Consider the following 19,906-nt stretch of genomic DNA (forward strand, 5'->3'; position numbering starts at 1 on the left):
ATCGTCGGCGTCGAGACGGTTAGCCGATCGACGGGATGCGCGCCCGTACGGGGGCTCTTGGGTATCAGAGCTGAAACACGCTCGCTTGGCCCAATCCTCACGCAAGAACAGCTTCTGCGAAGCGGACAGGTCGAGCCGAAACGCACAAAACACATCACGGTCATCCGGGTTCGTCCCGGCCGCTTCGCGCCTCCCCAACCCACTTGCAGCCGATTTCGGCGCGAGGCTGAGAGCCCGTGTCCGCCAGACTTGCCCCCTACGGGTCGCTTCGCGACCGTCTTCCCCCGCAGGGGGAAGATGAACCGCGCCGACCTCGTCTTCCCCCTACGGGGGAGGACGACCTGCGCAGCAGGTCAGGAGGGGGCAAGTGACGCCGCCTATTTCGCCAGCGGCGAGACCGGCAGGGCCCGGGCCTTGAGCGATACGGTCGAGGTCAGCGACTGGGCGCGCGAGGAGGCCCCGACCGAGACCGCATAGTCGCCCGCCGCGATCGACCAGCCGTTGGCCTTGCCGTCCCAGGTCGACAGCAGGCGCGGATCGACCGTCACCGTCACCGAGGTGCTGGCGCCGGGCGCGAGCTCGACTTTTTTGAAGCCGCCCAGACGCTGGGGCGCTTCCCAAGACGCCTCATTGGCGCCGGCCTTGGGCGCGACATAGACCTGCGGCACGTCCTTGCCGGTCCGCGCGCCGACATTCCGGACGTCGAAGCTGACGGTCAGAACGCCGTTGGCGTCAGACGCCTTGAGGTTCGAATAGGCGAACTGCGTGTAGGACAGGCCATAGCCGAACGGGAACAGCGGCTCGTGCTTCTTGAGGTCGAACCACTTGTACCCGACCGCCGCGCCTTCGATCCGGTAGTCGACGTCGAACAGGACGTCGGGCGTCTTGGGATCGCCATCCAGCTTGGGACGGGGCAGTTGGGTGACGTCCTTGGGGAAGGTCACGGGCAGGCGGCCCGAGGCGTCGACTTCGCCGGTCAGGACGCGGGCGATGGCCTCGCCGCCATTGGTGCCCGGGAACCAGGCCTGCAGCACGGCGCCCACCTCGTTCAGCCAGGGCATGACCACGGGGCCGCCGGTCTCCAGCACGACCACCGTTTTGGCGTTGGCCTTGGCGACGGCGGCGATGGTGGCGTCCTGGTTGTTGGGCAGATTCAGGGTCCAGACGTCTTCCGACTCGGTGGTCCACTGGTCGGCAAAGACGATAGCCAGGTCGCTGGCGGCGGCCAGCTTGGCGGCGGCGGCCGGGTCCTTGCCGTCGGCGAAGGTGATCCTGGCGTTCGGGAAGCGGGCCTGCAGCGCCTTCAGCGGCGAGGAGGGGTAGTAGATCACCGGGCCAGGCCAGGTGGCGGGCAAGAGGCCCTGCACGGCGCGACCGCCGGCCGGATAGACCTGCGAGGAACCGCCGCCCGACAGCACGCCGACATCAGCATGGGCGCCGATCACGGCGATGGTCTTCGCGGTTTTGGCCAGGGGCAGCAGGCCGCCCTCGTTCTTCAGCAGGACCATGCCTTCCTCGGCGTCGGCCTGGCTGACCAGACCGTTGGCCTTCAGGTCGATGGGCGCGATCCTGACCGGATGATCGACCGCGCCGCTGGCGAACAGGGCGCGGGTGATGCGGCGGGCCATGTCGTCCAGCCGCGCGCCGCTGACGGCGCCGCTTGCCAGGTCGGCCTTCAGGACCGAGCCCAGGAAGTTCTGCTTGTCGAAAGCGTCGCCGGCCGACTGCTGGTCGAGGCCCGCATTGACCGCCTTGGCGCCGGAATGCACCGCGCCCCAGTCGCTCATCACATAGCCCTTGTAGCCCCAGTCCTTCTTCAGGACCGTGTTGAGCAGCCAGTCGCTCTCGCAGGCATAGACGCTGTTGACGCGGTTATAGGCGCACATCACCGACTGCGGGTCGGACTGTTCGATGGCGAACTGGAAGGCCAGCAGGTCCGACATCCGGGCCGAGGTCTCGTCGATCGTGGCGCTGAGGACGAAGCGGCCGGTCTCCTGATTGTTCAGGGCGTAGTGCTTGATCGTCGAGACGATGTTGTTGGACTGGATGCCCTTGATCTGGGCGGCCACCATCGTGCCGGCCAGCAGCGGATCCTCGCCGCCATATTCGAAGTTGCGGCCGTTGCGGGGTTCGCGAACCAGATTGACGCCGCCGGCCAGCATGACGTTGAAGCCGGAATTGCGGGCCTCGGACCCGATCATCGCGCCGCCCTTGAAGGCCAGGTCGGGGTTCCAGGTGGCGGTTGTGGCCATACCCGAGGGCAGGGCGGTGCGTTCGCGGAATTCCTTGGCGCTGCCCTGGGTTGCGACGCCGATGCCGGCGTCGGTCTCCCACTGCTCGGGGATGCCCAGGCGCGGGATGCCCTTCACGTAACCGGCCGAGCCGGGCAGGGAGCCTTCGATGCGCGTGTACTTGGGCTTCATGTCGGCGCCGAAATAGCCGAACACCAGGGTCAGTTTCTCGTCCTGGGTCATGGCCTTGACGACCAGGTCGGCCCGGGCGTCGGGATCAAGCTTGGAGTTCAGCCAGGGCTGGGCGGCGGTGCTCGCCGGAGTCGCCGTCTGGGCCTGGGCGTTCAGCGCCGTCGCGGACGCGCCGATCATCAGCGCCAGGGCCAGGCCCTGGAATGTCTGCCGGTTCATGTTTCCTCCGTACTCGTTTGTCTGGGCCACCGGCCGTTATCGGCTCGGCGGCGAAGGGGTCAGGTCTTTCGCTTCGGCGGCCCGCCGCTGCGGGCGGGGCCTGTCGATTCGCGGACGATCAGGCTGTGCTGGGCCAGGAACGGCGCGGCGGCCTTGCCGGCGAGCTCGTTGGCGTTCCACGCGCGGAAGGTCTGCAGGGCTCGCAGCGCCATCTGTTCGAAGGGCTGGCGAATGGTGGTCAGGGTGGGCCAGATCACGGCGGCGATCGGCGCGTCGTCGAAGCCGACCACCGAGAGATCGTCTGGAATGCGCAGTCCGCGACGCTGGGCCTCCATGCAGGTGGCGGCGGCCATGTCGTCATTGGCGGCGAAGATCGCAGTCGGCGGCTCGTCGATGTCCAGCAGCACCCTGGCCGCCTCCGCGCCGGTCTTGAAGGTGAACTCGCCGTCGGCGATCAGCTCCGGCGCGGGGCGCGGCAGGCCCCGGGCGGCATAGGCCTCGAAGAAGCCGTTGCGGCGATGGGTGCTGGCGGCGTGGTCGGGATGGCCCGAGATGTGGCCGATCCGGGTGTGGCCCTGGCTGAACAGGTGCTCGACCACCTCGCGGGCGGCGGCGCGGTCATCCATCGAGATGGCGGGAAAGAAGGGATCGGGGCTGGTCGGCGAGATCAGCACACAGCGGACCTCAAGCTCGCGCATCAGCTCCTTTAGCGGACCAAAATCGCATTCGGGCGGCAGCAGGATCATCTCGCGCACGCCACCGTCAGCGACGAAGGCGCGGATGCGGTCCTGCCAGCCGGCGACCGGGCCGTCGAACAGGTCGACCGTCAGGTGGCGGCCGGTCTCGACGCAGGCCAGCAGCAGGGCGTGGTGGACCTTGGTGTGATAGCCGCCGCTGGGATCGCCCATCAGGACCCCGACCGAGGACGAGGTCTGCGAGCGCAGGCTGCGCGCCACGGCGCTGGGCTGGTAGCCCAGGTCCTGCATGGCCGCGCGGACGCGCTCGCGCGTCTTTGCGCTGACGCTCTCATGATCGTTGAGGACGCGAGAGACCGTCTTGGGCGAGACCTCCGCCCGTTCGGCCACATCGTGGATCGTCGCCATTGCGTTTCTACACCCGGTTGCGCGTTCTTACTGACCGGACTCCACCACGGTGAAGGTGGCGAGGGCAAGGCGGCGCGTCACGCAGGTCATAGCTGACGATGTCTGGCTTGTCATTCATAAGGACAAATTTCGGTCAAACAACGTCATTTAGAAGGACATTTAAGGGACACGAATTCGCGACATTTCCGACTCTGAGAGCGTGCTCCATGAGCGGATTAGGCGTTGAAGCCGCCCCCCATCGCTGAATCATGGGAGCGTTACCAATGTTGCGCCAAAAGGGGCCGGAGGCGTCGTTACGCGGTCGAAATCGGCGATTTTCTGCGCTTAGTTGCGATGAATGGCCGGATGGCACGGCAATTTTTCAGGTGAAGCCCTGTTTGCCCATTCTCTCGTGGAGCGGCCAAAGGCCTTGTGCGGCGCGAATGACAACGTTGACATTCTTGTTGACTTGGCTGGGACATTTGGGGATGTTGGGCTTAACCGATAACGGTGTTGGGCCGGAATCGACAGCCCGGGCGCTGGGGGTCGCCGTCAAGAGCGGACATCGCGGACAAGCGGTTCACCGGGCCTAAAGGCGCTCAATCGGTTCTGGAGTGCGTCGCGTAGACGGCGCGCCCAGGAACGGAGCGAACGATCATAAAAACGTTAAGTTGGGGAGCGAGGAATTTGACTAATCAACATAGGAAAGCCGTGCTTACGCGCGGCCTGGCGGTGGCCTTGCTGGCCGGCGCCTCGCAGGTGGCTCTGACCACCGGCGCATTCGCCCAGACCGCTGCGGCCGACACCACTGTTGAAGAAGTGGTCGTCACCGGGGTTCGCGGATCTCAGATCAAGTCGGTCGACGTCAAGCGCACGCAAGCTTCGATCGTCGACGCCATTTCGGCCGAAGACATCGGCAAGCTGCCGGACGTCACCATCGCGGACTCGCTGCAGCGCATCTCGGGCATCCAGATCCAGCGCAACGCCGGCGAAGGCGCCACGGTCAATATCCGCGGTCTGGCCCAGGTCGTGACCCTGCTGAACGGCGAACAGTATCTCAGCGCCGGCAACATGGGCTCGGCCCAGCCGAACCTGCTGGACGTGCCCTCGCAGTTGATGAACCAGGTGCTGGTCTACAAGTCGACCGATCCCAAGAACGCCCTGTCGGGCATCTCGGGCACCATCGACCTGCGTACCCGCCGTCCGTTTCAGCTGCCCGAAGGCCTGACCTTTGCCGGCGGCGCAGAAGCCCAGCGCGGCGAGCGCACCAAGGAAAACGACTACCTGGTCAACGGCGTCCTCAACTGGCGCAATGACCGCGTCGGCCTGATGGTGTCGGCCGCCAAGAGCAAGTCGAACCTGGGCAACAACTATTCGGGCACTGTCGGCCTGTCGGGCAACAACGACTGGGGCGGCGGCAACCCGAACAACTTCGTTTCGCCGCACGGCTTCGAAAGCTTCAACCGCGTGGTTGAACGCGACCGCCTGGGCGTCAATGTCGCCTTCGAGGCCGATCTGGGCGAAGGCTTCACCCTGATCGCCGAGGGCTTCTACGCGGAACTCGAAGAGTACAACCGCGCTGTCGGCATCAACATCTCCAACCGCTGGGACGGCGGCGCCTTTGGCAACTGGACGCGGCCTACCGCGTCCGAAGCCACCGGCGTCAACAGCCCGACCGCAGGCGGCAACGGCCGTCCTTGGCTGGCCGTCGACGAATATGACATCGACGCCTGGTGGATCAATTCCTTCACCGTCAACCGCACCACCAAGTCGAAGACCAAGAACTACAATCTGGAACTGAACTACGACAACGGTGGTCCCTTCACGTTCGAAACCCGTGCCATCCGCGCTGATGGGGAACGGCTGAGCATGAACGGCCAGGCCCAGGGCGACCTGAGCAACTGGCGGTATGCTGACGGACGCTTCAATCTGTTCCGCGATGGCGCCGACCGCACCCGCGGCACCTTCTATCCCAAGGCCATCTGCGACAAGTTCCCGGTCACGCGTCGCACCAACGCTGTCGCGGGCAGCGCCGGCGGTTGCTACCTGGATCCGAACCCGCTGGGCTACGGCGCCAACCCGCAGCTGCACTACAACATCGGCGGCGACAAGGCGGTGTGGTCGGGCTTCGACAAGCCGCTCGCGGGCGGCCTGGGCGCGGGCAAGACCCTCAAAGACTACATGGCTAACAAGGATAGCTACGCGATCGGGGCCTTCTCTTCGGAAGGCAACAACGAAGTCGAGTCGGACATGAACGTGTTCCGCGCCGACGGTCACTATGAGTTCGAAGACAAGCTCCTGGGCTTCATCACCAAGATCGACGCCGGTGTTCGCCAGAGCGAGCGCTCCGTCTCGGTCGAGCAATTCCACCTGTTCTCCGGGTTCTATGGCGGTTCAGCGGGCGCCGTTCAGGCCAATGGCTCGCGCGTTCCGGCCGGCGGTTGCGAGGCCCAGTGGAAGGCCATCGACGTCGTCATGAGCCAGAACCAGTGCCAGGCGGGCGAGTTCGTGCCCGATCCGGTCACCGGCCTGCAGGTGTTCCAGGGCTACACGGTCAACGCCCCGACGCGCCTGGACACCTACAACAACACCGTCTGGGTCGATGACCTGGGTGGCGTGACTGCCGGTATCCCGGGCTTCTGGGCGATCGACCCGCGCGACTTCGACGATGCCGAAGCCTTCCACAAGAAGGTCTTCGGTGGAGCTATCCGCGTTCAGATCCCCGGTCAGACCTATGATGTCAGCCTAGGCGAGCAGAGCGCGTTCGGAGCGGCCAACTTCGAGATGGGCGGCCTGTCGGGCAATGTCGGCCTGCGCGTCATCGAAACTGAACTGACGGTGAAGCAGAACCTGACCGGCGACGTCCGAAACTACGGCGACACCAATGCCGACGCGGGCGATACGGTCACCAAGCGCAAGTACACGGACTGGCTGCCGTCGGTGAACCTGACCTACGACCTGGGCGAGCACCTCAAGTTCCGCGCGGCCTACTCCAAGACCATGCAACCGCTTGATCTGGGCAACTATGGCGGCGGTCTGTCGATCTTTACGTCTGACTGCGGCGCGGCGCTGCCCAACGTTCGCTGCGTCACCGGCGCCAGTTCATCGGGCAACCCGAACCTGGATCCGTGGCGGTCGCAGAACTTCGACGGCGCTATCGAGTACTATTTCGGTCGCGCCTCGATGCTGAACATCTCGGCCTTCAAGCTGAAGATCGACAGCTTCGTGACCGGCGGCACGACAACCGGGCGCTTCCCCGACCAGGACGGCGTCATCCGCCGCGATGTCGTGGTCTCGCTGCCCTTGCAAGGCGACGGCGGCGAGGTCGAGGGCCTGGAAATCGGCGCCAAGCTGGCGATGAGCGATATCCTGCCGGACGCCGGACTGCTGTCCAACTTCGGCCTGGACAGCAACTACACCTACTCGCCCAGCGAGGAGAAGCGCCTGGATCTGGCGGGTGAAAAGCTGCCGTTCTTCGACAACTCCAAGCACCAGTTTAACCTGGTCGGCTGGTATCAGGACGACAAGCTGCAGGCGCGCGTCGCCTACAACTATCGCACTGAACGTTTGTCCGGAACGATGAATGGCGGCGGCGATCGCGTCATTCCGATCTTCCAGGACAAGACCGGCTATGTGGACGTCAACGTCAGCTACAACGTGCGTGAGAACGTCACGGTTTACTTCAACGGTTCGAACGTTACCGGTGAGATCGAGGATTATTACCTGCAGTTCGCTAAGGGTAAGACCCAGTACGATCACCAGAACGAGTTCGAGCCCCGCTACACCGTCGGCCTTCGGGCTCGCTGGTAAACTCTAGGCTCACCTCCTGCAGCCGCCGTGACTCCTCTGTCACGGCGGCTCTTTTTTGGAGGCGGACCTGTCCGAGACGGATGCCAAGCGATAGCCTAGACCTCCGCCGGACCTATCTGAACGCGCTTTGGGAGGGCGTTTTGGACCAGCCCATGACTGACAACCGTCTTCGCAGCGTCGTCATTGTTGGCGGTGGCACGGCCGGCTGGATGGCGGCGGCCAGTCTGCAACGTCATTTCCAGGGCTCGCCGCTGAAGATCACCCTGATCGAGAGTTCCGAGATCGGAACCGTCGGGGTCGGCGAAGCCACCATCCCGACCATCCGCAACTTCTACCAGAACCTGGGTCTGAGCGACCTGGACGTGATGCGGGCCACAGGCGCCACCTGCAAGCTGGGTATCCGCTTCAACGGCTGGCTGAAACCCGGCTCGTCGTTCATCCATCCGTTTGGCCTGTTTGGTCAGGACCTGCGGGGCTTGCCCTTCCACAATTACTGGCTGCGGCTAAAGGCGCTGGGCGAGACAGCCGCGATCGGCGAATATTCCCTCGGCGCCGCACTGGCCAAGGGCGGCAAGTTTACCCAGCCGTCGCGCAATCCGCCGTCCAGCCTGTCGGTCTTTGACTGGGCCCTGCATTTCGACGCCAGTCTGTTTGCCGGCCTGATGCGACAGGTCGCCGAGACTGCCGGCGTCCAGCGCATCGACGCGAAGATCACCCAGGTCAACCTGCGGCCTGAGGATGGCTTCATCGCCTCGGTCGATCTCGACAATGGCTCGACTGTCGAGGGCGAGCTCTTCATCGACTGTTCCGGCTTCCGCGGCCTGCTGATCGAGGAGGCCCTGCACACCGGTTACGAGGACTGGAGCCCTTGGCTGCTGTGCGACCGCGCCCTGGCCGTGCAAAGCGAAGGCACTGGAGAGCCGCCGCCCTATACCGACGTCACGGCCCACACCGCCGGCTGGCGCTGGCGCATCCCGCTGCAGCACCGCTATGGCAATGGCTACGTCTATTCCAGCCGCCACATCAGCGACGACGAGGCGATGATCGAGCTGAAGGCCGCCGTGCCTGATCCGCTGCTGCACGAGCCGCGTCAGATCCGTTTCACCCCGGGCCGCCGCCTCAAGGCCTGGAACAAGAACTGCGTCGCCCTGGGGCTGGCGGCGGGATTCCTGGAGCCGCTAGAGAGTACGAGCATCGCCCTGATTGAGACCGGCATCGAGAAGATCAAGCAGCTCTTCCCGGACCGGACCTTCAATCAGGGCGTGATCGACGAGTTCAATGACATGTCGAGGCTGGAGATGGAGCGCGTCCGCGACTTCATTATCCTGCACTACAAGGCCAATCAAAGAGACGACACGGCGTTCTGGCGCGACTGTCAGGCCGTGGTCGTTCCAGACACCCTCAAGCACAAGATCGAGATGTTCCGCGAGCGCGGCCACTTCATCCGCTATCGCTGGGAGATGTTCCAGCCGGCCAGTTGGCTGGCGATCTATACGGGCTTCGATATCCTGCCCAAGACCTGGGATCCCAGCCTTGACGGCCTGGACGTCGAGTCGCTGCGACGCGGCATGGCCGAGATGCGCAAGTCCGTGAAGGCCGCCGTCGACGCCGCGCCCAGGCACGGCGACTTTCTGGAAAACTACGCGCGACCGGCGCCTATGGCCGCGCAGTAAGAGACAAGAAACGAGTAGGGACGGACATGCAGGACACCAATCAGAATGGGATCCGCAAGGTCGTGATCGTCGGCGGCGGCAGCGCCGGCTGGATTTGCGCGGCCATGGCCAGCCACTACTTCCACAAGACGGGCGTCGAGGTGGAACTGATCGAGTCCGAAGAGATCGGCACGATTGGCGTCGGGGAATCGACCATCCCGCCGTTCCTGCAGTTGATCCGCAGCCTGGGGATCGACGAGCAGGACTTCATCCAGAAGACGCAGGCCAGCTTCAAGCTGGCCATCCGTTTCGAGAACTGGCGCAACAAGGGCGAGACCTATTATCACCCCTTCGGCCAGATCGGCGGCCCCATCGGTCGGCACGAGTTCTATCAGTGCTGGCTGCGGGCCAAGGCCAACGGCCATCCCTCGAACCTGCAGGATTTCGCCCCGGCCACGGTGATGGCCGACCAGTGGAAGTTCATCCCGCCCTTCCGCGCTCAGAAGACCCTGCTCAGCGGCGCCAGCTATGCCCTGCATATCGACGCTAAGCTTGTGGCCCAGTACCTGCGCGACTTTGCCGAGACCCGGGGCGTCAAGCGCACCGAGGGCATCGTCACCGATGTGGTCACCCGTCCCGACGGTTTCGTCGAGAAGGTAATCATGAAGAACGGCAGCGAGGTTTCAGGCGACCTCTTCATCGACTGCTCGGGCTTCCGGGCGCTGCTGATCGGCAAGACCCTGGACGAGGAGTATCGGGACTGGTCGGACGTTCTGATGTGCGATCGCGCGGTCGTCGCCCAGACCGAGAACGTCAAGGATCCGCATCCCTATACCCTGGCCCAGGCGCAGGACGCCGGCTGGCGCTGGCGTATCCCGCTGCAGCATCGGGCGGGCAATGGCTATGTGTTCTGCAGCCAGTACATCAGCGAGGACGAGGCCACCGCCACCCTGATGAGCCAGATCGAGGGCGATGTGCTGTTGGGCCCCAACATCATTCCGTTCAAGACCGGCATGCGAAAGCGCCTGTTCCGCAACAATGTCGTGGCCATTGGCCTGGCTGGCGGTTTCATCGAACCGCTGGAATCCACCGCCCTGCACCTGATCTATCGCGGCATGGATTTCCTGCTGCGCTATTTCCCGGACAAGTCTTTCGATCCCCGCCTTGCGGCCGAATACAATCGCCGCATGACGATGGACTATGAAGAGATCCGCGACTTCATCGTGCTGCACTATTGCACGACGAAGCGCGACGACACGCCGTTCTGGCGCGACTACCAGAAGGTCACCCTGCCCGAGAGCCTGCGCGAGCGGATGGAGCTGTTCAAATCCAGCGCCGTCCTGCGCGATGGTGTCGACGACATGTTCCGCGCGCCCAGCTGGCAGTCGATCATGGAAGGCATGGGTATCCGCCCTGACCGCTATCAGCAGTTGGTCGACGCCGCGCCCTATTCAGTGATCCAGCAGACGCTGGACCAGTCGGCTCCGATCCTCAAGGCGCAGGTCGCAGCCCTGCCCAGCCATGGCGAGTTCCTGGCCCAGCATTGCCCGGCGGCGCCGTTCAAGCGCAGCGCTTAGGGCTTTCCCGCCATCGGCAGACGGACCTGGGCCACCAGGCCCGTCTGGCCCCGGCGCAAGCGGATGTCGCCGCCGTGGGCCCGGATGGTCGAGCGCGAGGTCGACAGGCCAAGCCCCACGCCCTGCCGCGTTGAGTTGCGCGCCTCGGCGCTGCGATAGAAGGGCAGAAACACGCGATCCAGATCGCTGTCGACCAGACCGGGTCCCCGGTCGGTGATCTCGGCGACGATCTCGCTGCGTTCGGCGAACAGTCGCACCCGTGCCTCATCGCCATACTTGATGGCGTTGTCGATCAAGTTGGCGAAGACCCGCTGCACGCTCAGCACATCGACCTCCACTTCGGCCGGCGCGCCCGGTTCCAGGCTGACCTGGGCCCCGACAACTTCGGCGTCGTCGACGGCGCATTCGAGGATGGAACGCAGATCAACCCGCTGGCGCACGCCCGCTTCGGCGTTGTCGCGCATGAAGGTCAGGACCGAGGTGATCATCGCCTCCATCTGATCCAGATCCCGGGCCATCTCCCGACGCAGGGACGGCGAGGCGCGCTCGATACGGAAGCGAAGGCGGGCCAGGGGTGTGCGCAGGTCGTGCGAGATGGCGCCGATCATGCCGGTGCGGTCCTCGACATAGCGCCGCAACCGCGCCTGCATCTGGTTGAAGGCGCGGGCGGCCTGGCCCACCTCGGCGGGGCCGCTCAGGGCCGCGACATCTGCGGTCGGTTCGCGACCCAGGCGCTCGGCGGCGCGGGCGAAGTCGGTCAGCGGCGCGGCCAGGCGGCGGGCGAAGATCCAGCCCAGCGGCGCGACGATCGCAAACGACAGGGCGAACCACAGCATCAGCCGCTTCTGCCAGCTGTTGGGGAAGGTCTCGGGCTGGGTGCGCAAGGTCACCCAGCGATCGGGCGCCACGCGATAGGCGGCGATGAAGTCGCCCTCGACATAGGGCGCCGGGGCGAGGCCGAAGAGACCGCGCGGCTCGGGGGGCGCGATCGGGCGTCCGGGATCGGGCTTGGGAGGCGTGGCTTGGGCCGCTGCGGTGATGGCTATGGCGATCACTGGCGCGCGGGTGATCGTGACCTCAGGCGGCGGCGCAGATTGTGCGCTTATGGGCGCTGGCACGGCGATGGTTTCGCTGGTGATGGGGCGAACCGAAGGCCGTGTGGCCGGCGCTGGGTCACTGTGCGCCGGGGCGGAGACCGAGGACACACTGAACAGGATGGGCGTCGCCGCGACAAAGCCTTCGTGTGACGACCGCACCGGACCTATCATGCCAATGGACGGGCGAGCCAGTCCGGCCATCGGCATGACCATCCTTGGACGGGCCGGCGGGGTTTCCATCGGACCGCCCATCACAAACGGACGTTGGCGAGCGCCGCCTGCGGAGGCGGGGGGAAAGCGCGACGCCCAGGCTGCCGGTGGCTGGCCCATTGGCCGAGAAGGGTCAGGGATCCTGTCGCCAAGACGCAGGGCCGCTGGCCCGCGCATGGCTCCGGCGGGAAAGCCGGTTGCAGGTGCGGCGCCGCCCGCCGGGCGGGCGAGGAAACCGGGCGGCGGCGGTGCGAAGGGCGGCGGCGATGCGGTCTGTGCGGCGGCGCGGGGCGCGATGGCTGACCGCAGGGCGTCGGCCAATCCGGATTGCCGTGTGGGCGGCTTGGCGCGCTCGACGCTGGTCAGGGTCCGGGTCGGGGGACCGGCGAAGGGCAGGGGAGCGTAGAACAGCAGCCGCACTTCGTCCGGGTTCACGTTCATCATCCGGGCCAGGTCGGCGTGGGCCGCCTCCGGGACGAACCATCCGGGGCTCTGCAGGCTGGGGGGCTGGCTGTCGCTGGCGCGCAACAGCGGCTTGGCGCCCTGGGTCGCAACAGGCGCGCCACGCAGGCCGGCCGCGATGTCGGCCAGGCTGTGCTGCGCCGGCGGAGCCGGAGGCAGGAGCAGGGTCAAGACCAAGGTGACCAATTGGGCGACGACGATCCCGGCCAGCAACAGCGCCACGATCTGCACGGCCAGAGGAGGGCTGGGCCAGCGAAGCCTGGACGAGACTGTCATAGCCGCACCACCATGGCGTCCAGCACATAGCCGACGCCCCGATGCGTCTTGATGATCTCGTGGTCGGTCTGGGCCTCGATCTTGCGGCGCAGGCGGCTGATATGCAGGTCGACGCTGCGGCCGACGATCTCGGGCTCTTCACCCTTGATGACGCCCAGCAGCGCCTCGCGCGTCACTACCGACCGGGCGTTTTCCAGCAGGGTCGCCAGGATGGACAGTTCGCCCCGGGTGAGCAGCAGCAGCATGCCGTCGGGCGCGGTCAGCTGACGGGCCGCCAGGTCCAGGCGAAAGCCGGCGAAGGCATAGGCCGACCGTTTGGTGGCCTGCGCGCCAGCGGATCGGCGACGCATCAGGGCCTTGACCCGGGCCAGCAGTTCACGCGGCGGGATCGGCTTGACCACATAGTCGTCGGCCCCGATTTCCAGGCCCAGGATGCGGTCCACGGGATCGCCAAGGGCGCTGAGCATCAGGATGGCGGGCCCGCCCTCGACGGCCAGGCGACGGCAAAGCGAGAGGCCGTCCTCGCCCGGCAGGTTGACGTCCAGCACCGCCACATCGACCGACTGCTGTTCGAGAAGCTCACGGGCCTGAGCCGCGCTGGCGGCTTGCCGGACCTCATAGCCCTGCGCTTCCAGATAACCTGCCATTTCGCGTCGCAGATCGTGATCGTCCTCGACCAGCAGAACGATGGCGGGCTGGGTGATCTGAACGGCGTGGCTCATGGACGATTTGGGGCGATTTGGGACGATCTGGCGGTCGCCTCGGTCAAGCTGGGCGGCAAGCCGGTGTCACGGACGGTGGTGTCGCGAACAAGGCCGCCGCATCGCCGATTTGTAACCGCCGCGCATCAATCGGCAGCGGGATTGCAACACGGGGAAAGAGGCAGGCAGCGCCGGACGCCGCCTGCCTCTAGTCACTAGCGCGTGGCGGCGATCGCCGGGCCATAGAGCAGGCCGTTGAACAGGAACTTGAAGGTTCCGTAGGACTGCGCCCGCTGGGTGATCTCGGGGCCCATGGCGAACAGCTTGCCTCGGCCCACATCAACGTCGAGAATCGCCGTGGATCCCTTCAGCCTTTCCTGGCCGACGGCCCAGCCGCTGCGTAGCGGCGTATCGCTTTCGAACCATGAGACCCTCGATACGCCCGTCGCATCCGACTTCAGGCTGAAGGTTGGGCTGCGGTCGAAGAACACGTCGACCTGATCGGGCAGGCCATAGGCCAGAGGCTGGCGATTATCGACCCGTGCGCGCAGCACCGAGCCCGGAATATAAAGGTCCTTGTTGGGCAAGGGCTTGAGCTCGCCGTTCTCCATTCGGGCGGTGGCCACATCGACCGGCGCGCCCAGGGCGGTGGCCAGGCGCGTCGAGGCGCCGATGGCCACGACCGTGCCGCCGGCCCTGGCGAAGGCCTCGACCTGCGGCAAGGTCTTGGCGTCGGTCACCTGGCCCAGCCAGCTGCGGTACTCTTCGGGGATGTCCTCGGCCCTGGGCTGAGGCCCGCCGCGACCGGCGCGGAATGGCCCCCCAGCGGGCGCCGGGAATACGCCGTCAGCGAAGACCAGGACATCGAAGTCCTTGTTCAGGTCGCCGGCGTCCAGGCGCTGCGGATAGACCACCGTGAACGGCGCCTCGAACTTCTCGAACATCCAGCGGTTCCAGCCCGACGGCATCGAGCCGCCATAGACGTCGACCAGACCGATCCGCACAGGCTTGAGCGGCAGGGCGGCGCTGGCGGGCTTGGAGCCGACCGCCCAGGCGTCGATACCCAGATCCTTGACGCTGGCGGTCAGCACGGCTTGAGCGGCGGGCGAGGCGGGCACCCAGATCGCGCCGGGGCCAAAGCTGGTTTTGCCGGCCTTGCCGCCATCCTTCAGCCACTGGACGCCGGCCCCGGCCTTCAGCAGGCGGTTGGTCAGGGTGAAGCTGTTGTTGGTCTCATGGCTGATCAGCCAGCCGGCCTTGCCCGAGCCCCGGATCGCGCCAGGCTTGACGGTGATCAGGTCGGGCACGCGCGCGGTCGGCGCCTCGAAGCCGTCGAGGATGCGGTCGAACTTCACCCCCATCTGGTAGGCCAGAGTGTAGCCGGTGACGTCATAGGGCGCCTTGGGCGGGCCGCCGGGATATTCGGTGTCGTGCGGGTGATCCTGCGGCTCGAACATGTCCATCACGTGCGGGCGATAGGCCTGGGCGGTCTTCACCACATAGGTGCCGGCCGGATAGGTCTTGCCGGCCACGGCAAAGGCCTTGTCGGCCTGTTCGACCTCGACGCCGGCCTTGATCAGGGCGTTCAGGAAGGCGACCACGGTGGGCAGGTCGGTCTGGTCGGCGGGCAGGATATAGCCACGCGGATCGCGCTTTTCCGGGGCCTGCAGTACGGTCTTGTAGAGCGTCGGATCCACAGATCCGCCACGGCCCTCGAACGGCTTGTCCTTGGCCGCGTCTTTCAGGGCGTCGATCTTGCTGGGGCTCAGCGTCCAGCTGTCCTGGCTGCCCTTGGCGATGCCGTTGGCGCCCATCTTCCAGATGTTGAACAGCAGCCTTTCGCGGTTGCGCGAAGCGTAGTCCAGCACCGCGCGGTTCAGGCTCCACTGGTAGTCCAAGGTTTGCTGCAGATGCCACATCTGCGGCGGGGCGGGCATGGGCCGATCATTGCTGGGCAGTTGGGCGTCGGGCACCAGATTCAGCGGCATGGGCGTGGGCCCGCCGGTGATCTCGGTCAGCAGGCCTACTGAATTGTGGAAATAGGCGATCGAGCGCTCCATCCCGTTGTGCCAGGTGGAGTAGGGGGCGGCGCTGCGGGCGCTGGAGCCGGGCTTGTCCTCGGCCACCAGACGGCTGTGCATGGCCATGCCCACCTCCTGCAGGGTGGTCATGACCAGCGGGTCGTAATTGTAGTTGGCCGGGTCGCGGAACGGCGGCACGAACACCACCATGCCGTTGGGCGCGGTCTGGTGCTGGTTGTAGACGATCTGCGGGAACCACTCGCGAAACAGCTGGCGGTTGACGTTGGTCGTCTCGGCCATCTGCGCCATGAAGCTGTCGCGGTTGTTATCGTGGCCGATATACTTCTGGTACAGGCGCGGGATCGAACCGAACTCGCGCTTCTTCGGGTCTTCCTGGCGCATGTACCAGTCGGAGATCAGCTCCATGCCGTCCGGATTGTCGTGGGCGAATAGAACGATGACGTCGTCCAGCAGACGCATCGTCTCCGGATCGGTCTGGGTCAGCATCTTGTGCAGGACCTGGATCTGACCCTGCGAGGTCACGGTCTCGTTAGCGTGCATGCCCGCGTCGATCCAGACGACGGCCTTGCCCTCGGCGGCCAGTTTCACGGCCTCGTCGCGATTGACGCCCTGCGCCTTGGCCAGGCGGCGAGCGATGGTCTGGTAGTGGTCCAGCCTGGCCAGATTGGCCGGCGACGAGACGATCGCCATCCACTGGGTGCGGCCTTCTTCGGTCTTGCCGATAGCGACCAGCTTCATGCGATCCGACTGACCGGCCAGGGTCTTCAGATAGGCCTCATAAGCGGTGTAGTCGGCCAGGAAGTAGTCGCTGCCGACTGGCTGGGCGAAGGCCTTTTCCGGTGGAGTGATCTGGCCCAGGGCGAAGGCCGGGCCGTTCAGGGTCATCACCAGCGCCAGGGCCGCGCCGGCCATCGCTTTGCATCGCGTCATCGAAAGGGCTTCCCATCCAGAACAGGCGGCGAACCACGCCGGTTTCATGATGTCTGACGAAGCGCGACTGCGAAACCGCCGTCTGCGCCGTTCATGGAGGGCGACTTTGTCGCTTCTCGGCCTGCACGCAAGAAAAAGCCCGCCCCGGACGAACCGGAACGGGCCTGGTCTTGCTTCTCCAGCGCTTTCCCGGCCGGGCGCCGAAACGCCCGGCCGGGTCAGGTCTTAGTAGCGCAGACGGGCGTTCAGGAAGAACGTCCGGCCCAGCACGTCGTAGGTGGCCGGATAGCCACTGTTCGAAGGCGAGGCGTTGCCGCCCAGGATCGGATAGGCTTCCTGGGTCAGGTTCTTGACGCCGCCGGTGAAGGCGATGTTGTCGTTAACTTCCCAGTCGCCCGACAGGTCGAAGTAGTTCTTCGCGCCGATACGCTCAACCGTGTAGCGGGTCGCCGGGGCGTCGTCATTGACGTCGTCCAGGTGGTTCCACACCAGGTTCAGGCCGAACTGGTTCATCTTCCAGTTGACGGCCGACCGCAGCTTGTGACGCGGGGTCGGGTTGCCGCAGCGGGTGCCGAACTTGTCGGCGCACTTGATCGGCGTCGAGATGTCGTCCGGCGTCGTCGTGCTTTCCCAGGTGTTGGTGTAGAGCGAACGCAGCGACACCGAACCCCAATCCGGCAGACCGAGGTCTTCCAGGGTCGTGCGGTAGGTGATGCCGACATCGAAGCCTTCGGTCTTCACCGTCGCGACGTTTTGAGCCGTCAGCGAGATGTAGTCGATCGAGCCGTTGGGAAGGCGGTTGATGGCCTGGCAGTACGGCGAGGACGGGTTGCCGTTCACCAGCGCGCCGTAGCAGACGTTCATGACGTTCGAAGCGCTGCCGCCGAAGTTGGCGATGGCGTCCGTGATCTCGATCGAGAAGTAGTCACCCGTGATCGAGAAGTTCGGCAGCCACGACGGGGTGTAGGCGAAACCGTAGGTGATGGTCTTGCCTTCTTCCGGACGCAGGTTCGGATTGCCGCCCGACAGGGTCTGGGTCTGCTGGTTGGCGTTGATCACGCCCACTGCGCTGGCCGAGACACCCGAGTTGATACAGGCCTGACGCGTGGCGGCGTTCGGCGCGGCGCGGGCCGAGCAGTTGTCCGTCGAGGTCGGGAAGCCGTTGCTTTGCGGAGCGTACAGTTCGCCGACCGACGGAGCGCGGATCGCCTTGTTGTAGGATGCGCGCAGCATCAGGTCGTCGAAGGGCTTCCAGGTGCCGGCCACCTTGTAGGTCTCAACCGGGTCCGGCTGGGTGGTGTAGTCCGACACGCGGCCGGCCAGTTCCAGGTCCAGCGACTTGACGAAGGGCAGGTCCTTCAGGATCGGCACCAGCACTTCGGCATAGGCTTCATAAACGTCGAAGCGACCGGCGACGGCCGGGCTGGCGTTGAAGCCCGTCAGGTTACCCGTGGCCAGATCCTGGCTGGGGTTGAAGGCGAAATCCTCAGCGCGATATTCACCGCCGACGGCGAAGCCGATCGGGCCGGCCGGCAGCGAGAACATGTTGGCCGTATCACCGCTGAAGGTGAAGCCGGCGTATAGTTGCTCATAGTCCTGCGACGAGTTGATGCGGGTCTTGATGAAGTTGGCGGCAGCCGCCGACATCGTGCCCTGGCCGAAGATGTTGACCGGAACGCAACCGCCCGACGGATCGGCGCAGGCGGTGCCGGCGGCGTTCAGCAGCAGGCCCTGCTGGATGCGGACCAGGCTGGTGTCACCCAGCAGAGTGTTGCTGCCGTGCGAGTTGCCATACTGGAAGTAGCTGTCGAAGCCGCCATTGATGGCTTCGATATCGCCCTTCAGGCCCAGCTGGATCTGGAAGCCGGTGAAGTTGAAGCTCGAGACGCGCGGGCCAACGTCGCTGAGGCGCTTGTTGAACGAGCCGGTGACGGTGTCGAACAGGCCGTCGCCGTCGGTGTCGATGTCCGTATAGGTGCCGGTGGCCCAGGGGCTGCTGGCCGGAATGCTGTAGGCGGTCGACGAACCGATGCTGTTCAGGGCGGTCTTGGCGGCCGCGGTCAGGAAGGGATTGTTGTCGAGGCTGAAGCGGAAGATCCGGTTGCCGACCGGGGTCGGGGCCAGCTGGGTGACGACCTTCGAATTGACGAAGTTGCCCTTGGCATAGGCGGTCAGGCCCGGCTTGATCTCATAGCTGGCCAGCGAGGTGACCGAGAAACGCTCTTGCGGGGTCTGGACGTAGTTGACCGGAGCAAAGTTGTAGGTGTCGTTGTTCGCGTCATAGAGGCGCACGCCGCCGTCGGGCAGGAAGAAGGCCGAGTTGGCGGCGAGGTTGGCGACGCCCGGCAGGGTGATGAACTTGTTGGCGACGAACGGGTCGACGCGGCCCGGCTCCATGGAGCCCGAACCCGACGGCACGAAGCCGGTACGGGTGGCGTTATCGCCCCAGGCGCGGCTGAGCATGCCGCCACGTTCGCCCTGAGTCAGGGCTTCGCGCTTGTTGTAGCCAAGGCTCAGGACGACATTGCCCTTGCGATCGGCAAAGTTGGCGCCGAAGGTCACGTCGCCCGAATAGATCGGGGCTTCGCCGTCATCGGTGGCCTGATAGCCGGCCGAGACTTCCATGCCTTCGAAGTCGTTCTTCAGGATGAAGTTGACGACGCCGGCCACGGCGTCCGAGCCGTAAACGGCCGAACCGCCGCCCGACACCACTTCGATGCGCTTGATCAGCGCCGGCGGGATCAGGTTCAGGTCGACGCTGCCGGCCTGGGTGGTCGGGGTCTGGCGCTTGCCATCCACCAGCACCAGGGTGCGGTTGGAGCCGAGGCCGCGCAGGTTGACCGTGGCGGTGCCGTTGCTGCCGTTGTTCACCGTCGAGGTGATGCCGGGGACGGCTTGCGGCAGGGTGTTGAGCAGGTTCTCGGTGTTGACGACGCCCGATTGCTCGAGCTCCTTCTCGCCGACCGTGGCGACGGGGCTGGACGAAACCAGGTCAGGACGCGCAATGCGCGAACCGGTGACGACGATTTCTTCGACCTGCACGGCTTCCGCAGCAGCGGGCGCAGTCTGGGCAAAAGCAGGCATGGCGATGGCCATGGGCGCAATCGCGCCGCACAGCACGGTGGTCGCCAGCAGGCGTTTCCGGGTGGACAAAGCGTTAAACATCAAACCTCCACATATTTTTAATTGCGCCGTCTCGGTTTGATCCAAGTCATGACGCCCCCAACCGCACCGCTGCCGGCGCGAGTTAAGGCAGGAGAGTGACGGTTGGCGAACTTCGGTCAATCTTTCACGATATGGCGCGGCAACAATTAGTCGGCTGTGTAGCAAAAGTGACGCATGCGATTGCTGCTATTGGGCGCTCTGCCCGAATTTCTGCCTAAACCATGATGAAATGGGGAATAGTATACTTGTTGCTTTTCACA

8 protein-coding genes and 1 pseudogene are annotated in these 19,906 nt (G+C 65.3%); 3 read left to right on the forward strand and 6 right to left on the reverse strand.

Annotation, left to right across the window (positions count from 1 at the left end; genetic code table 11):
* Window positions 1-377 precede the first annotated feature (377 nt).
* Window positions 378-2,642, reverse strand: a complete 2,265-nt coding sequence (locus tag ACW17Z_RS15900; protein ID WP_492056700.1) for a beta-glucosidase family protein — start codon at window positions 2,640-2,642, stop codon at window positions 378-380.
* A gap of 59 nt (window positions 2,643-2,701) precedes the next feature.
* Window positions 2,702-3,745 carry a LacI family DNA-binding transcriptional regulator gene (locus ACW17Z_RS15905; RefSeq protein ID WP_492056701.1) on the reverse strand — a complete coding sequence of 348 codons (1,044 nt, stop codon included), beginning with the start codon at window positions 3,743-3,745 and terminating at the stop codon, window positions 2,702-2,704.
* Window positions 3,746-4,411: 666 nt separating this feature from the next.
* Between ACW17Z_RS15905 and ACW17Z_RS15910 the strand changes: the two genes are divergently transcribed.
* The 3 genes from ACW17Z_RS15910 to ACW17Z_RS15920 all read left to right on the forward strand — a co-directional run bounded on the left by ACW17Z_RS15910 (window position 4,412) and on the right by ACW17Z_RS15920 (window position 10,763).
* Complete coding sequence (locus tag ACW17Z_RS15910) at window positions 4,412-7,534, forward strand: TonB-dependent receptor (RefSeq protein ID WP_492056702.1); 3,123 nt, start codon at window positions 4,412-4,414, stop codon at window positions 7,532-7,534.
* A 152-nt stretch (window positions 7,535-7,686) separates the two neighbouring features.
* Window positions 7,687-9,207: a tryptophan halogenase family protein gene (locus ACW17Z_RS15915; RefSeq protein ID WP_492056704.1), complete on the forward strand. Its 1,521-nt coding sequence runs from the start codon at window positions 7,687-7,689 to the stop codon at window positions 9,205-9,207.
* A 26-nt stretch (window positions 9,208-9,233) separates the two neighbouring features.
* Window positions 9,234-10,763 carry a tryptophan halogenase family protein gene (locus ACW17Z_RS15920; protein ID WP_492056705.1) on the forward strand — a complete coding sequence of 510 codons (1,530 nt, stop codon included), beginning with the start codon at window positions 9,234-9,236 and terminating at the stop codon, window positions 10,761-10,763.
* Here the strand turns inward: ACW17Z_RS15920 and ACW17Z_RS15925 are convergent.
* The 4 genes and pseudogenes from ACW17Z_RS15925 to ACW17Z_RS15940 form a co-directional block, all read right to left on the reverse strand.
* Window positions 10,760-12,808 carry an ATP-binding protein gene (locus ACW17Z_RS15925; protein ID WP_492056706.1) on the reverse strand — a complete coding sequence of 683 codons (2,049 nt, stop codon included), beginning with the start codon at window positions 12,806-12,808 and terminating at the stop codon, window positions 10,760-10,762. The genes ACW17Z_RS15920 and ACW17Z_RS15925 overlap by 4 nt on opposite strands.
* Complete coding sequence (locus tag ACW17Z_RS15930; protein ID WP_492056707.1) at window positions 12,805-13,530, reverse strand: response regulator; 726 nt, start codon at window positions 13,528-13,530, stop codon at window positions 12,805-12,807. Before ACW17Z_RS15930 ends, ACW17Z_RS15925 begins: the two co-directional genes overlap by 4 nt.
* Window positions 13,531-13,724: 194 nt before the next feature.
* Window positions 13,725-16,490, reverse strand: a pseudogene (locus ACW17Z_RS15935) (M14 family metallopeptidase); the annotation flags it as partial.
* Between the two features lie 216 nt (window positions 16,491-16,706).
* The gene (locus tag ACW17Z_RS15940; RefSeq protein WP_492056708.1) at window positions 16,707-19,646 is read right to left on the reverse strand and encodes a TonB-dependent receptor domain-containing protein; all 2,940 of its coding nucleotides are present in this window, start codon (window positions 19,644-19,646) and stop codon (window positions 16,707-16,709) included.
* Window positions 19,647-19,906: the final 260 nt, after the last annotated feature.

This window comes from Caulobacter sp. GSs2 (assembly GCF_058680895.1).

Excerpts from the sequence above, each read along its gene's own strand:
- ACW17Z_RS15900 (WP_492056700.1), bottom strand. The coding sequence starts at position 2,642 with ATGAACCGGCAGACATTCCAGGGCCTGGCCCTGGCGCTGATGATCGGC.
- ACW17Z_RS15905 (WP_492056701.1), bottom strand. The coding sequence starts at position 3,745 with ATGGCGACGATCCACGATGTGGCCGAACGGGCGGAGGTCTCGCCCAAG.
- ACW17Z_RS15915 (WP_492056704.1), top strand. The coding sequence starts at position 7,687 with ATGACTGACAACCGTCTTCGCAGCGTCGTCATTGTTGGCGGTGGCACG.
- ACW17Z_RS15920 (WP_492056705.1), top strand. The coding sequence starts at position 9,234 with ATGCAGGACACCAATCAGAATGGGATCCGCAAGGTCGTGATCGTCGGC.
- ACW17Z_RS15925 (WP_492056706.1), bottom strand. The coding sequence starts at position 12,808 with ATGACAGTCTCGTCCAGGCTTCGCTGGCCCAGCCCTCCTCTGGCCGTG.
- ACW17Z_RS15930 (WP_492056707.1), bottom strand. The coding sequence starts at position 13,530 with ATGAGCCACGCCGTTCAGATCACCCAGCCCGCCATCGTTCTGCTGGTC.
- ACW17Z_RS15940 (WP_492056708.1), bottom strand. The coding sequence starts at position 19,646 with ATGTTTAACGCTTTGTCCACCCGGAAACGCCTGCTGGCGACCACCGTG.